This is a genomic window from [Micrococcus luteus] ATCC 49442 (assembly GCF_010367585.1).
In the GTDB taxonomy this organism is placed as follows: domain Bacteria; phylum Actinomycetota; class Actinomycetes; order Actinomycetales; family Micrococcaceae; genus Arthrobacter; species Arthrobacter luteus_A.
This window is the reverse complement of sequence record NZ_JAAAXP010000001.1, coordinates 2,102,145-2,118,136: the sequence shown is the minus strand read 5'-3', so window position 1 is coordinate 2,118,136 and position 15,992 is coordinate 2,102,145. Positions and strand designations below refer to the sequence as shown.

General features: G+C 57.6%; 8 protein-coding genes and 1 pseudogene. 4 read left to right on the top strand and 5 right to left on the bottom strand.

Annotated elements, in window-relative coordinates; all coding sequences use genetic code 11:
* Positions 1-444: 444 nt before the first annotated feature.
* A complete protein-coding gene (locus GUV69_RS09460; RefSeq protein ID WP_431197126.1) occupies positions 445-3,564 on the top strand; it encodes a DEAD/DEAH box helicase in 3,120 nt (1,039 codons plus the stop codon).
* 378 nt (positions 3,565-3,942) lie between these two features.
* Complete coding sequence (locus GUV69_RS09455; RefSeq protein ID WP_164201761.1) at positions 3,943-4,908, top strand: hypothetical protein; 966 nt, start codon at positions 3,943-3,945, stop codon at positions 4,906-4,908.
* 702 nt (positions 4,909-5,610) lie between these two features.
* Here GUV69_RS09455 and GUV69_RS09450 read toward each other — a convergent pair.
* From GUV69_RS09450 to GUV69_RS09440, 3 genes are all read right to left on the bottom strand, one after another.
* Positions 5,611-8,157 (bottom strand): DEAD/DEAH box helicase, encoded by a 2,547-nt coding sequence (locus GUV69_RS09450; RefSeq protein WP_164201759.1) that lies wholly within the window; start codon positions 8,155-8,157, stop codon positions 5,611-5,613.
* On the bottom strand, positions 8,154-10,025 hold the full coding sequence (locus tag GUV69_RS09445; protein WP_208786621.1) for a site-specific DNA-methyltransferase: 1,872 nt from the start codon (positions 10,023-10,025) through the stop codon (positions 8,154-8,156). The genes GUV69_RS09450 and GUV69_RS09445 overlap by 4 nt, the downstream gene beginning before the upstream one ends.
* Before the next feature lie 555 nt (positions 10,026-10,580).
* On the bottom strand, positions 10,581-11,165 hold the full coding sequence (locus tag GUV69_RS09440) for a helicase associated domain-containing protein (protein ID WP_244292675.1): 585 nt from the start codon (positions 11,163-11,165) through the stop codon (positions 10,581-10,583).
* A gap of 600 nt (positions 11,166-11,765) precedes the next feature.
* On the opposite strand from GUV69_RS09440, the gene GUV69_RS09435 reads away from it, so the two are divergent.
* The gene (locus tag GUV69_RS09435) at positions 11,766-12,017 is read left to right on the top strand and encodes a helix-turn-helix domain-containing protein (protein WP_244292674.1); all 252 of its coding nucleotides are present in this window, start codon (positions 11,766-11,768) and stop codon (positions 12,015-12,017) included.
* Positions 12,018-12,146: 129 nt separating this feature from the next.
* Positions 12,147-13,690: pseudogene (locus GUV69_RS09430) on the top strand (IS1634 family transposase); the annotation flags it as partial.
* A 318-nt stretch (positions 13,691-14,008) separates the two neighbouring features.
* Here GUV69_RS09430 and GUV69_RS09425 read toward each other — a convergent pair.
* Positions 14,009-15,025, bottom strand: a complete 1,017-nt coding sequence (locus tag GUV69_RS09425; protein ID WP_164201753.1) for an adenine-specific methyltransferase EcoRI family protein — start codon at positions 15,023-15,025, stop codon at positions 14,009-14,011.
* Positions 15,026-15,027: 2 nt separating this feature from the next.
* Positions 15,028-15,867, bottom strand: coding sequence for an EcoRI family type II restriction endonuclease (locus GUV69_RS09420; protein ID WP_164201751.1), 840 nt, complete (start codon positions 15,865-15,867; stop codon positions 15,028-15,030).
* Positions 15,868-15,992 lie beyond the last annotated feature (125 nt).

Sequence of the window (15,992 nt, the reverse complement as noted above, 5' to 3'; positions counted from 1 at the left end):
GCCGTTAGCGTTACGGCGCAACAGTGATACGGCGAGGCCATTAGACGCCGACCCATTCCGTGTCGAATCCCGGCCTCGGAAGGCTCAGATTCGTTCGGCAACTATCCCCTGAGTTGCCGGCGCACCATGGACAGCCACTGACGGGCAAATCATCCTAAGCCTCGAGCGCGCCGAGATCATGAAGATGTTTCCCCATCTGGCCAACGGGATCGGTGAGCTCCGGAGTGAACCCCACGACGTAGACACGGGAAGATCCAACGGAATCGGGTCGCCTTATGGCATGACATCGGCTGGCCACAATTCGATTTTTCGAAGAGTTCGCCCACTGAAATGGACATTGGCTGCGAAATGACGCCCCGACAATCCGCGTTATTGGTATTTGGCTGCTCCACCAAATAGCCTGGCGCAGTGAACACATCCGATGGGGGATCGGCAATTGAACAATTGCCCGAAGGTCTATATGAACTGCTCAAAACCGAAGGGCTGATGACAAGCCTCTCAAAGATTCCTCAGTTGGAGCCCCGGTTCGCGTCTATTGACGACGAAGACGCTACAGACGTTCTTTCCCGCCACGTCGCTGAAGCGGTCCGCCAAGCCCTCGCCACAGCGAAGCCCCCAGCCAGAGTTAACTTGGCCAACCGCCTCCTACAGGAACTGAACTCACCGGACCGTATTGCAGACGGCCCGACCCAGCTCCAGTCCCTCCACCGCCCGGACGCGCTCAAGCGCCGACAGCTACGTCGCCCCACCGCCAAGCTCAGTGACTCAGCACTGCTGACCAACAGCAAGGACGAGCCGAACCTCGCCGCGGAGCTCCGGGCCGAGATCGAGTCCGCCGACACCGTCGACCTGCTCTGCGCCTTCGTCCGTTGGACGGGGCTCCGTCTGCTGGAGCCTGCCCTAGAGCAGCTCAAGGAGCGGGGAGCCCGTCTGAGAGTGCTCACCTCTACGTACATGGGCGCAACCGAACGCCGGGCCATCGACGAGCTCGTCAACCGCTATGGCGCCGAAGTGAAAATCAACTACGAAACCCAAGCCACCCGCCTCCACGCAAAGGCCTGGCTGTTCCGCCGCAACTCCGGCTTCGACACCGCTTACGTCGGCAGCTCCAACCTGAGCCAGGCAGCCCTCCTCGATGGCCTGGAATGGAACGTCAGGCTCAGTTCCGTGGGCACCCCCACGCTGCTGCATAAGTTCGAGGTCACGTTCGATAGCTACTGGGAGCAGCGGGCTTTCCAGAGCTACGACCCCGCGCGTGACGGCGAGAAGCTCGACGCTGCGCTGGAACGGAACGGCGGCCGTCGCACAGCCGCGCCGGACGCAGCCACGGGGCTCAAAGTTCAGCCGTACCTCCACCAGGAGGAAATGCTTGAAGAGCTGGAAGCCGAGCGGCTTAAAGGCTTCAACCACAACCTTTTGGTCGCCGCTACGGGCACCGGCAAAACAGTTATCGCCGCACTGGACTACAAGCGACTCTGCGAAGCGGCTGGCCGCGATTTGAAGCTGCTCTTCGTTGCCCACCGGCAGGAAATTCTGAAGCAGGCCATGCGCACCTACCGAAATGTCATGCAGGATGGCGCCTTCGGCGAACTCTACGTGGGGGACCACAAGCCGCAAGAGTGGAAGCATATATTCGCTTCCGTCCAGTCGTTGTCGTCGCTCGGCATCGAACAGCTGGAGTCGGACTTTTTCGACGCCGTCGTTATCGACGAATTCCACCACGCGATGGCGCCCACGTACCGGCGCCTGCTGGATTATCTCCAGCCGCGGCAACTTCTCGGACTGACTGCGACGCCGGAACGCGGCGACGGCGTCGACGTCGCCAAGCAGTTCTTCGACGGCCGCACCGCCAGCGAGCTCAGGCTGTGGGACGCCCTAGACGCTGACCTGCTGGTGCCTTTCCACTACTTCGGAGTCTCGGACGACGTCGACCTGAGCCAGTTGGAATGGAAGCGCGGCAACTACGACACAACGCAACTCAGCAACCTCTACACCGGCAACGACGCCCGCGCCGCCAAGGTAATCCGCGAACTCCGCGACAAGGCCACCAGCACCGAGCAGATGCGGGCCATCGGCTTTTGCGTCTCGGTGCAGCACGCCCACTACATGGCGGAGGTGTTCAACCGAGCCGGCATTGCCTCCGTTGCCGTCGACGGCAACACTGACAGCGCTGACCGCGAGCGAGCTCTGCGACGCCTGGGCAAGCGGGAGGTCAACTGCATCTTCGCCGTCGACCTCTTCAACGAAGGACTGGACCTACCGCAGGTGGACACCATCCTGCTGCTCCGGCCCACGCAGAGTGCCACGCTCTTCCTGCAGCAGCTGGGCCGCGGGCTGCGTCGTGCTGAGGGCAAGGCGGTGCTGACGGTCCTGGACTTCATCGGCCAGCAGCGCCGTGAGTTCCGGTTTGATCTGCGCTACCGGGCGCTAACCGGCTACGGGCGCAAGGAGCTGGAGAAGGCTGTCGAGGACGAATTCCCGTACCTGCCGTCCGGCTCGCAGATCGTGCTGGACCGGGTGGCGCAGAGGGTGGTGCTGGACAACATCAAGGCACAGCTTCGGTTCAACCGGGCACAGCTGGTCCGGGACATTGAGTCGTACGCCGAGACCGAGCTGGAGGCCTATCTCGAGCGGTCGGGGAACGATGTGAAGACCATCTACCGTTCCACCAGGGACTCTTGGACTGGTTACCTCCGGCAGGCAGGGCTGATCGAAGGGTACTCTCCCCTGGAGACGGTGCTCCGCAGGAAGGTCGAGGAGCGGTCGGGCGCGGAGGAGAAGAAGCTACTGAGCCGCATGGCCGCGCTGATTCACGTGGACGATCGGGAACGTGCCGACGCGTACTCCATGCTCGTTGCTCACGATGCCCCCCGCTATGCGGAGTTTGGCATGCGCGAGCAGGCTTTCGCACGCATGCTTTTTTACACGCTGTGGGATGACGGCGGCGGTTTCACAGCATACGACGACGGCCTGGACCACCTACGCGGCTACCAGTTTGTGTGCCGCGAGATTCGCCAGGTCGTGAAGCTGGGGTCGGCGGCATCAAAGCATGCGGCTAAGAGCCTCGGTGCGGGGCTGCAGCATGTCCCGCTGCTCTCGCATGCTACCTACCGGCGCGAGGAGGTTCTCGCGGCGCTTCAGTACGGCTCGCTGGAACAGGGCAAGAACGTGCAGCACCGCGAGGGCGTTGCATGGTGTCCTGCAACTTCCACAGATGCCTTCTTTGTCACCCTGAATAAGGACGACAAGAAGCACTCGGCAACCACGATGTACAAGGACTACGCCATCAGCCCGGAGCTGTTCCACTGGGAATCGCAGAACGCAACCTCGCCCAGCAGCCCCACAGGACGCCGATATCTAGATCGGACTTCGCACGGCTCGAAGGTTCTGATCTTCACGAGGAACACAGCCGACGACGAGACCAGGCTGACGGTTCCCTACACCTGTCTAGGTCAGGTGGACTACGTCCAGCACAGGGGCGAGAAGCCCATTGCCATTACCTGGAGGCTGCACCGGCCGATGCCTGCTGATGTATACGCGACGGCAGCGGCGGTCGCTCGGTGAGTCTGAAGACCTGTCTCCCGATTAACCTCACCAGTTTCGGCTGGCGATCCCGGATAGCATTTCGGCCCCTCTCCGTACTCAGGCAGTAGGAGGAACTTTTTCTCCCCTCAATGATCACAGCAAGACGGGTGCAAATCCTGCGAGCAGCGTATGCACCCGAGCAGTGAGTGAAGGCGCACTATCGATATTCAGGATCAGCTCTAGGGCGGGGGGAAATTTCACAGGCTATTTTTGGTAGATGTCCAATCACGTCTTTCTGGCACGCAACTGCCAGCCGGCGGTGGGCTGTATAGGTGAACGGTAATCTAGTGCAGACGTTGCAGTCCTGCGGCGATCCTACAATTATATGTTTAGGATAAATCAGAAACGGCTTGGGAAATGGAACTTATTTCAGTAATCGCAATCACAGCGACTGTCATGTTGTTATGGATGTTCTTTCAGGTGGTCTGGATCGGTTCGCGAATACTTGACAAAAAGATGCTTAAGGATGTGCAGGCGTCTCCCGACCATATTCGTAAAGAGCAAAGAAGTATATTTTTTACATTTGTTGTCTTTGGTACGGGAACGTTGGCATTTTCTTACATTGTTGGAATCGCATCCTCTTGGTCAGCAGAGGAAATCTTAGTGATGGATTCAGTCGACACGGTGGAACGTCCTTTCGGTGTTACGGGGAGCATCCTCTTTGCGGGAAGCTTATTTATTTTTGCGATATTTACAATGTTTCTTTTTGCGGCACATTTTCGAACTAGGCCGCTGTCGGCGGCTGAGCTCGTTGCTGACATCCGCGCCCTTCAGGCTCAAGCTGAGAGTACCTCCCGCAATGAGAAGCTAAAAAAACTAGAATTGGAGATGAGTGCAACAAGAAAAACGTTTCGAAGACGGTGGCATGCGAATGGGCTGACTCGAAGGTTCTACTGCATGTTTATGCTGATGCCTTCGGGGGCATCCTATAAGCGATCCGAGGTTTACCGATTTGCGCTGCAGTGGCAGTGGAACAAGAAGTCTTGGAAGTTCGCTTGGTTTGCGAGCGCTGCACTTGCAGCCATTGTTGTCGTGGAGGCTGTTTGGCTCCTATTCTTGAATATTTTCCCGGTTTTCCCCGTTTTGATAGTATTGATCATCGCGCTGGTCCTCGCGGGGTTTATCTCCTGGCTGCAAATAATATGTGCTTGTGCCGAATTACGCTACTTGGCAGCCGACATCCGCCTCGAGCTGGCGCGGTTCAAAGCCATGCGAGTTGGCATAGATGGAATCCGAGCCAGCCAGGCGTCGCGCGGGCAACCAGTTTCTGTTCGCGGAAGCAAATTATTGTTTGCCATCGGCCCGTTGCAGCTCTGGATATAAGTCCGTTGGACTGAGGCATCTACCTTGCAGCAACTCCTTTTGCAGGTGTCCCTAATCGGGGCTCAAGTTTACTGCGAGGCTACTATAGCCATCTAAATCGACGCAGCGTAGCGGAACTTCTGCGCCTGACCGGCTGGGAGCTGGCGTTCGTCACTGTGATTCATGGCAAAGCAAAAAACAAGCGTGGAACGGGTGGCAGGCCGAAACTGGACGAATCCGCCAAGGCCTCCCGTCTCCGCCGCGCTGGCTAAGCTCTTTCAGGCGGGCCTCAGCGAGTTTCGCCTCGCAAACGCCGTCATTGATCGGGGACGCCCTGAGTGAGCCAGCTCCACGCGTGGGCGCAGTGACGCCGGCATGTCTTCGCCCGTGCGGTCAGCCTACGTGCGGGCCGGAAGAAAGGCCGTCTTATTTATGTCCGGGATGGGAACGAAGAGCTTCCGCGGTCCCTGCTTGGTTATTCCCTCAACAATTACAAGCGCTTTTCTAAACTGGTCAGACTTGGTTATGCCTATAGCCTAAGCTTTGCACTGACCCATCTGACCGGTGACCGCCCGGTCCGCGACGCGGAACGGAAAGCGCTTTGGCAGCTGATGACGGACCTGGAGTACCGCGGCTTCGGTTGGACCAAGTTGAAGCACTTCAAGGCCCTCCAGCTGTACCGCCTGTGTGAGTTGCGGGGGTGGCCATAACGAGTGGCGTTGTCTAGATCCCATAGTCCTTAGTCATGACTGGGTTGGTCGCTGCTCGGAGATCTTCCCACGACTCGGCAGAGGCGACATCAGATTCATAGGCAATGACGTACCCCCATTTTTGACCTCCGAAATCGGGGTGCCCGAGGAGGAGCCGGATGGTTTCTTCTGCGGCTGCTCGCTTGTTCTGCACTGTCTGGTCGTCCTTGCCAGATTCGGACTTGCCCTCGATTATCCAGTGGTAACCGTTCTTATCCTGTGCCACGAAGTCGGGGTTGTAGTCGTTGCTTGTCGTGTATGCGATAGTCGCCTTGTGACGCGAATAAAGCCGCATCCACCATTCGATGCCGCCGGATCGGTTAAGCAGGGCAGCGATGCGGTACTCGGCGCTGAATGAGTCAAAGGCCGCGGCCTCGAACAAGCCCTTGTCCCAAGGACCATAGTGCTCGAAACGTTTAAAGCCCTCACCCTTGGTATCCGTCGATAGCAGCTCTAAGACCTCCTTGCCTAGTGGCAACTGGTACTTTGTTTCGATTGGTATGGTCCGGGCACGAACCGTTGTCACGGTGCCTAAGTTTCGAGAGTGTGCGGTGGCAGCACGCTGAACGACTTCTCGCAGATGGTAAGCAGCTGAAGCCAGGGCCTTAGTTGACCAATTTTCGATATCAGCGCTGCTGACCATCAGGGGGGCAATGCGGTTCTTGATTTGCAGCAGATTCACTCCGGACGGCTCTATAACCTTCATACCTACGAGAGTTTGTACGAGTGAGGCGACCACTTCTTTCGTTGACACGAAGAGCCCAGAAACCTTGACGTCTTCTTGGGCCAATGTCGACAGCAGTTTGCCCTTAATGACGATAGCCTCGCGCAGGAGCACTCCGCCTTGGTCGGTGACCTTGAGAGCTGCTTCTTCCACAGCCGTGTCGGGGATCGCCGACAAGCTGAAGGGTGCGGTTTCGCGTGACATCGCCGTACTGGGAAAGCTGAAGGTTGTACCTTCGAATGCTTCGTTGATTTTGACCTCGACGGGCGTCGGTGTTGGTGCCGATTCGAGCTGCGCATCATCGTCCAAGACGATGACGCCTACAGTACCGTCGGCGACGCTGATGATTTCGCTAGCACCGTGTGCAGTCGGAGGCACCGTAGTGTGCAAGGGGGGCGGTGTCCCCGCTGCCCCATTGGTCCCTGCGTGGCCGGCATCCGGTTCGGCTGACGCGCCCGTCGTTTCGGGTGTAGCACTGGAAACTGGGCTCTTGAGCAGAGAGTCCATGCCGAAGGTCTTGAGCACGTCTTCGGCTCTAAGAAGGCTACGGAAGGATTCGTGAGCCACGATGTCTAGCTGATCGATATGGCCGTCCCCGGTCCACTTGCCGAAGGGTAGGCGCAGTCCGCGTCCAAGGGTTTGCTGAGTAAGCACCTCGGAAGCCATTGCACGCAGAGTGACCATGACGGCCACATTCTTAACGTCCCAGCCTTCCTTGAGCTTGTTCACCGAGACTACGGCCCGCACTGGGGACTGCGGCTGGTCCATGGTTCCCAAGCGGTCCAGGGTCGCCTCGTCGTTGTGTTCGTTGTCGACCTGCAGCACAGCCTCAGTGCTGTTGAAGTACTCCGCACCTCTGAGCAAGTGTGAAATCTGCGTGGCGTGTGCGACATCAGCGCACTGAACGAATAATGCAGCGTTGACCTTGGGCTGCTCGGGGTTAACCTGCTGGTACGACTTGTAGTGGTCTGCCTTGACCTGCAGCAGGGTCAAGGCATCACGGAGCTGCTGCTCTTCCGAGTGCTCCCCATAGCCGCCCTTACGGAATGCGATCACCGGTCTTTTGACGTAGCGCTCAGTAATAGCCTGTTTTAGGGAGTACTGGAACAGCACGTGATCGTCTTCGGAGGCCGAACCAGTGAGTCCAATGATCGCCGCCGGCTTAAGATCCTTAATTCCTGCTTGGAAGGCTTTGGCAGTGTCTCCGTAGAGGTGGTGTTCATCGGCGATGATGACCAGGTCCTCGAGGCTGTTCAGGTAGTCACGAGGGTTCCCAGAAGATTCCCGGACGGTACGGAATGCACGCTTGACGGCCTCTTTTCCCTTTCCGGTGGTCTCCCCGTCAGTGATTTTCGGAGGTGTGAGCTGATGAACGTTTAGGATGAACAGCTGTACCGCGTCCTCGCCGCCACCGAAGAGGCGGTCCCTGCCCGAACGGTCGGTCCAAGTGTCGTAATCTGCCGGCGTCACCACCGAGGGAGCCACGAGCGATCCTTCAATGTACTTCGAATGACCCGGGCTGAAGTTCGCAACGGTCTTTGACTGTACGATCGCCGACGGGGTGACGATGAGCACGTCCCGGACGCCTTGTACACGCAGGTACTCCACCATAGCGGCCATGGCGTAAGTCTTTCCCACACCGGTTGCCAGATCTAGAACCATTGGCACGGCCGGGTCGTAGCCGTTGGCCAACGCCTGCACAACGGCGTCGAAAGCAAGCTGAACAGGCTCACGCAAATCAAAGCGTGCACCGATTGCCTCTACAAGCGCCGGGTCGTGTATAAATCCGGGAATCATCGAGTATTTTCCTTCTCCGCTGTGAACAGATCCTGCGGAACATGGAGGACACGTGATCCTCGGGCGGACTCCCGCAGTGCTTGGGCTGCGCCGTCGAGGACCACCGTCGAAGCGATGGTCAAGCCTTCGCCTTCGTCGAGGTGAGCGGCGATCTCTCTAACGACCTCCGGCGTGAGCGGGATGCGGGTCACGAACAGGCGCATCCGACCCTGTACTCCGTGAAACACTCGGTGATCAGGGGTCAGCTTGAATTTTAGATTTGCAGCAACGGATGCCGTTAGGGCTCCAGGATCCTCAGCCGCTTCGGTCAGCGTCACCACGCCCAGCTCCGGATCATAGTCGAAGCAAGGGGGTGCTAGACGTGCTACTTGAAATCCGCCACCGCCCCGCCAATTGATAGCGTCCTTAGTTTTCGCCGTCTTGGTCCGTGCCTTAAGGTCCTTGACGACGGATGACTTCTTCAGCTCCTTGTCGTCCCTGATCACCCTGTTCAGCAATGACGTAAATCGTTGTGCCTCATCAGCAGTCATGTCATCCGGCAACTCCACGTCGGTTGCCGGGATCCGCTCACCCGGCGTTCTGGTGATCCCACCCGGATCCTCGCCCTGTACGACCTTTGCTAATCGTGGTCGGGTGAAGCGATCAACAGTGTCTTCAATAAGTTCGCAAGTAACCCATCGACGTCCCATCTTCTGCGCTACGGCCGCAGTCGTCCCAGAACCGGCGAACACGTCTAAGACGATATCCTCCGGGTTTGTGGCGATGCGTATGATGCGCTCCAAGAGACGCTCGGGCTTCGGTGTTGCGAAAGGAATTTCTTCACTGAAGAGAGCTTTCAGCTCGGCTTTGGCTTCCCGGTTGTGTCCGACGGCGCTGTTGCTCCACCACGTGGACGGTGTAAGGCCCTGCGTTGGCGGATAGGCCTTCCGTCCTAGCCCGCCAGTGCCTCTTGAACGAAGGATAACCGCAGGCCAGTTGCCTTCTTCATACCTTCGTCGGGCGGTCACTTGGGCCTCCTCGAGCGGTACGGCGAGCATGATTGCTGGCACCCCAACGCGCACGTCTTCCGGCGTTGTTCCGCACAGATTTGCACGGATGGCTTCGTCCTGGAGGTCCCGAAGTTCATAGGGGGCGTACTCGGACATGATTGACAGCAGAGCTGACTGCTCAGTCCACCAGCACCGGTTTCGTGTCGGATAAATGACCTTCCCCGTGATCGGGTGCTGGATAGCGTAGACCATTCCTTGATGGTTTTTAGCTCCAGGGGCGGTGGGGTTGTCATCGAACCACGGCGCAGGGTCCCCGTCTGACGAGGAGAAGCGGGCGTCGGATGCCGCCGTGCGCGGTAGGCGGTTCGGGGTCCAGCGGCTACTTTTCCTGTAGACCAGGATTGTGTCGTGATCGGAAGAAAGACCAGCGATATCGTTTCTGGTGGAGTCAGCCTTCTGCCATTGCACTTCCGCAACGAAGTTTCGCGGTCCAAACAGTTCGTCCAACAGCAAGCGCATCCGGTGGTTCTCGGTATCGTCTAGATGAACCCAGATCGACCCGTCATTGCTGAGGAGCCTGCGCAGGTGGCTGAGACGGTCTCGCATCATTCCGAGCCACACTGAGTGTTCGAGGTTGTCTTCATAGTTGCCGAAAGTCATTTCACCCGTGTTGAAGGGCGGGTCGATGTAGATGCACTTGACTTGACCGACGTAAGCATCCTTCAGGTCCGGGACACGAGTGAGAGCTTTCAGAGCGTCTCCAGACTCGCCCAGAATCAGCAGATTCCGTGTCTGCGGTTCGAGGTCGGCTCGATAACTGTATGTCTGGCCATCGATCTTCTCGGCCTGTCGGCCCTCAACGTACCCGGTCACGATCACTGGGCGAGTCTCGCAGTACCTCGGATCGGTAGGGCTAACCCAGGCATACCCGTACTTACCGTGCACTGCAGGAACAAGAGCAAGGTCTTTGTTGTACCAAGTGAGTTCTAGTCGCTGCTTGGTCCGATGCATTTTCCCACCTATTCAGAAGTTCTCTCTGATCGTATTAGCAACCGTGAACCTATCTGCAATCGGCCCACTTTCAGTTGTCGCGGTAGCAGCGTTGTCGGCAGAGCAAAGGATTGACCGGTGCACCCGTGTACAGCCTTGATGGCATCCTCCAAGTGAGCACACTCCTGGTGGCCGCAATAGGCTAAAGACGCTGCCTACGCCGATCTACAGCGTCGAGTGGCAGTGGCCTTGGGCGGGCAATGAGGTACCCGCCCGGCGTTCCCCGGCTGTTGGCCAACTAGAAAGCCAGGGAGGCTATGGAGGCTCCCGGGAGTCGGAGGGAAGGGAGCCGTGGGATTGGCTGGGCAAGAGAGCGTTCCTGCATCACGCAGCCACGGGCAGCTCGAATCGCGGCCCCCTGCAAGAATGGCTCCTTCAAGGGCTTCAATGCGTGGTGTGCTGCTGTGCCTCCGACCGGGGCCGGCGGCCTTTGCTGCGCCCCTGCCGCCAGCCGGGGATCACGGCGTTCAGTTGTGCTTCCTTCGCTGGGTCCAGCCGACCCGCCCGATGGTTGATGCGTTGGACGTGGAGCCACACGCCCAGGACCCGCTCTTCTTTGATGCCGGTTTTGTTGTGCCGGGGCCAGTCATTGGCGCTGGCCAAAAAGTCGATCACCTCGGAGAGGCGCTGCTTCCAGCGCGCCTCGTCATCGCTCTTCTTCGTCGATGGACGGTGCCACCCGGGGATGACATCAAGGGCTTCCTTGTATACGGGGGAGAGAACCCCCTGCTCCGCCTCTTGCCTTCGGCGATGAAGCCAGACGCCCAATGCCCGTTCCCGGGCTGAGGAGCCCGCAGTGGTGGGGAGCCGGCCCTCTGCCTTGTAGAGATCGAGGATGTCTTCCAGGTTCTGCCGCCCCGCGGGTAAGATCCGCGGAAGGGTGGTGGCGGCATCGCGGTGCTCCTCCCTAATAGACGGCTGCAGTCTGGCAGCAATAGCCAGGTGATAGCGGACCGTTGTCTCTGCCACACCGGCGCCATCAGCGATTTTTGAAGTGCGGATGCCTTGCCGGTACATCTGCACCCACTCCGGGTCAGGAGCTGGCCGCTTGAGCCCCGTCACAGGCACCGGACATCCTCGGTTCCGGCACCGCGCCCCTGGCATAGCATCGCACAGCAGAACATTCTCACACCCTACCGCCGTCAGCTCCAGAACGTTCCTCAGGTCCCGCAAACACTCTTGAACTCCGGCGGCAGGTCGCCGGGGCGGGTTGCACGCCTAAGGAGAGCTTTGAGCTGTGCACCCAGGGTCCACCTGAAGCCAGTGGGCACAACCCGATCCCCAAGCCCTGGGTTCGGCTGCACCGACCTGCTCAAGGCTTTGGTCTTGCCTTACATGTGGCTGAGTTGTTCTCCATAGAAGGTCGCTGATCGCAGCCGTCCGGGAGTCCGTGCCGGTAACTCACGCTTGGTCAAGCTTGTGATGCAAATGTGAGCCTTGATGACGGCTGGCTTGCTGTGTTTCCCCCATGGATTCGCACTTGGCGAGCAGACCGTCCCAGGGGGCACTTTCGAAACAGAGCGTCAAGACTGCGGGGGTAGGGGACGCTGTCTTGGTTATGGTTGTTGGGTGACTGATGATGCAGTATCGAAACGCCCGAGGTTCTTGACGATTGAGCAGGTAGCGGAGGAGCTGGCTGTTGGTGCCCCGACTGTACGTGTGTTGTTGAAGTCGGGCGAGCTGCGTGGGTTGCAGATAGGCGGCCGGGGCATGTGGCGCGTAGCAACCAAGGACCTTGAGGACTACATCGAGCAGGCGTACAAGTTGACTGCGGAGCGGATAGCAGCAGGTGACGTGTCTGATGAAGAACCTGCCGCTTAGTCAAATGGTCTTTTCCACCCATTAGAACACCCTGGTGGTTACGGACCTGACCAGGCTGGGGCGCAGCACCGCTGACCTGTCCGATATTGTCACGGTACTCGGGCGCGGACGGCCTCGGGGGCGACGGGTGTGCAGATCGCGGAGTATGTGCGGGGGCGTCAGCGGATAGTGGAGCACGTCGGTTCGGCGCATACGGAAGCCGAACTCGGTGTCCTGCTGGAGCGTGCGCGCGAGTTGCTTGAGAATCCGGCGCAGGGCGTCCTTGAGCTTGGTGTCGAGCGCACGCCTCCGGTGAAGAATCTGGTTGCCCAGCTGATAATGCGGGCCTGTTCGATATTGCCGGCCCGGCAGCAATTCCTGGGCGCGAGGGCCCTGCCCGCGTGGTGGGCACGGACTCCCGGTTGTTGTTCAATGCGTTGGCCTGGGTGTTCACGTCGTTGAAGTTCGATGGCCTCGGTGACGAGGTGTTCCGGGATCTGGTGATCGCCCGGGTCGTGGAACCAACTTCACTGCTGGATGCCGGCAGAGTCCTGCGGGACCTCGGCCAGAGTCCTGCCAGCTACGCGACTATGAAGCGGACCCTTGCCCGGGCAGCTGCGGATAAGTACCGCGACCGGGTCGCGACCTGGTGCAGGACCGACGGGGACGTCTCACTGGTGCTCTATGACGTGACCACCTTGTATTTCGAGGCGGAGAAGGAAGACGAGCTGCGGAAAGTCGGGTACTCCAAGGAACGTCGCGTTGATCCCCAGATCGTTGTCGGTCTGCTGGTAAATCGCGGTGGGTTTCCGTTGGAGATCGGCTACTTCGAAGGCAACAAGGCCGAGACGGCAACCATGATCCCGATTATCAAGCATTTCCAGGTCCGCCACGGCTTGGCCGACCTGGTCGTCGTCGCCGACGAAGGCATGCTTTCAGCCGGCAATCTGCGCGAGCTGGACGAGGCGAACCTGCGGTTCATTGTCGGTTCCCGGATGACCAAGGCGCCGAACGATCTGGCCTCGCATTTCCGCTGGCACGGTGACGCGTTCAGCGACGGGCAGCTGATCGATACGGTCACCCCCAGGACCGGCCACAAGAATGAGAACAACCCTGATCTGCGTGCCGAACCCGCCTGGGACCCCGCCGCGCACCCGGGATCCTGGCGGGCGGTCTGGGCCTACTCCCGCAAGAGAGCTGTTCATGACAACACAACGCTCACGGCCCAGGAGAACCGGGCACGGGAGGTCATCGAGGGACAGAAATCAGCCCGGACCCCACGGTTCGTCAAGACCGCCAGCGGGAAACCGAGCCTGGACGAGGCCTCGATAGCGCGTGCCCGGCAACTCGTCGGGCTGAAAGGCTACGTGACAAATATCCCCGCAAACATCATGCCCGCAGGGGAAGTCATCGGCTCCTACCATGATTTGTGGCATGTCGAGCAGTCCTTCCGGATGAGCAAAACTGACCTGCGGGCCAGGCCTATGTTTCACCGCACCCGTGACGCGATCGAGGCGCACCTGACCATCGTGTTCACAGCGCTTGCGGTCTCCCGGACTGTCCAGAACAGGACAGGGCTGGCGGTGCGTAACGTCATCCGACAACTCCGGCCCTTACGCTCAGCGACCATCGCCATCAACGGCACCACGCAGACATTCGCCCCCGATATTGCCGCCGAGCAGCAGGCCATTCTCGATGCCATCCGCAACCCAAACTCACGCACTAACGAAATGAGCCAAGTCAGGTTTGACGTTGATATCGGTGTGGAGTCCTACGGCAGGGACCTTGTAACGGTCCGCCTTGTCACTTTTCATCCGGAGTGAAGTGTTACGTCCCATTGATCAATCACAGCGCAATACCTCAGACGCATCCCCATTGCATCATGGCCGACCAGCAAGCGGGCAGCCGGCAGGATGATGTGAGCCTAGATATACCGGTAGTGGAGGCACGCGATTAAACGGACTTGCTATGAGCCGGTGGTACCCGTTCCAGCCTGACAACGCGAGGGGCTCTCACCACAACCTGGTCTGCCAGCCCTGCGATCCAAGAAGTTCTACCTTCGCCTTTTTCGGGTCTGGGTTGTCGCCCTTCTTTCTGATAATAATTCTAAAGAACGGACACTTACCACCTACCGATAAATCTTTCCCGTCATCCCCTTTTCTGAAGCGGATCACTTCAAACTGATCAGGGTTATGCTTGTGAAGAAAAGTGATCGGAACACCCATATACCCCGTGTAATCGGCCGGAATGTCCTTTGTCTTGTTGACGTTAATTCCATCAAAGTTATCATACCGGGGGTACGCCGCTTCATTCCCGTGATATGACTTGGTGAGTTCTAATTCATTGTGTCTCTTCTGGTAGTCAAGGTTCGTTAGCCACAAACAATTGTTCGGCGAGACGACGCGGTTGCCATTGCTATCAATTCGCGCTTCGGTCCCATACAGCTCGTAATTCTCTGGAACAATGAACCCCGAAATTCCCCTTCCGAGGTGGACGCCCAGCCACGCTTTTTCGGCCTGAATAAGGTTGAAAACCTCTTTGTATGTGATTGCGTTGACGTTTGCAATCACCAGGAACTTTTTGTCAAACTCAACCATCTGAGCAATAAATTCTCTGAACAACGAGAAAGGAGGGTTGGTGACGACAATGTCTGCTTCCTTAAGGAGTTCTACACTTTCCGCGCCACGAAAGTCGCCGTCCCCCTCAAGGCTGTGAAAGTCGTTCGCTTCAAAACGCGCTCTCTCTTCAGGTTTACCGGTGTACTCAAAAAAACTGCCAAATCCTCGTTCATCGTTAATGTATCCAGTTGCTATTAGCTTCTTAAGACCGAGTCTCTCAAAGTTCTCATAAAAGTATGCAAAGAAGTTGCTAACAGCAGGATCGTCACAATTACAGTAAACAACTTTGTCGATGTACTGAGAGGTATAGTGCTGTAGTTCTCTCTCAATGTCCACCCGTTGCGTATAAAACTCGTCGTTCTTGTTCTTCTTAGCTTTGTGCAGCAATGAGTGCTCAACTACGCGCGCCACGATTAGTTTCCTTTGCCCGTCATCTGAGTAAATAAATCACTCGCAAGCACCTTGAGGGATGTTTTCGCTACATCCAACATGATGCTCATCATCTCGAGGCTATCCCACTCCTCGCCATCTCCTTGAGAATAGATGGATGCAGCCTGAAGCGAGATCGCTTTGTCTTGGTAAGTAACAAGTTTGTTCTCACACAAATTTGTGTTGATCGGCATTCCGTAGTTCGCAGATGTCAGCCTGTCTAATCTATTGAGCATCCCTGAGTTGTATTGCAAAACAACATTCCGGCCATCAGGACGTGTTACGGTGACGGTTTCTGTGAGAAAATTCGACCCTGCGAGAAAGAGCACATAAGGGAAATGCGACTCTGCGAGCATTAGATTGGCAATTTCAGAAATATTTTTATGTGAGCGCTCAATAGCATTTCCAGCAGCCATCAGGTCTTGATCACTCTTCGTGCCAACCAACTTGCCTGCGCGAATGTTTTCAATATCCTTGCCTTGCTGTTTTGCTTCCGAGACAACAACGATCCGCCATTCACCATGGTCATCCTTGACCTCAATCAGCCCCCCGTCAGGTCTGATACTTGAGTTTGATACGAAAAGGGTCTGGCCTAGTATGGCGTCTATTTTCTGCAGCGCGGCGTTGATTTCCGATTTTGTCACGCTTACCCGATATCGGAATTGCAACATCGGGTACTCGATCTTCAACTGCTCAACAAGCAGTTGAGAAACCTCAGACACATTGAGATCGTGATTCTTTGCATATTCGCCAAAAATTCCTATAACACCTTTGGATAAGATGTGCTGATCCGTCAATCTACTTGACTGATTCTTGTTTGCCATGCCCGTCCTATATATGTTGCGTTGATATGTGCTTCATGCCACCGTATTCGGCAGGCATGGCGCTCCGAGCGCAACACGACTCAAAGCACCCTGCGTATTGTATGCGCTTCACCACCGCGCATACT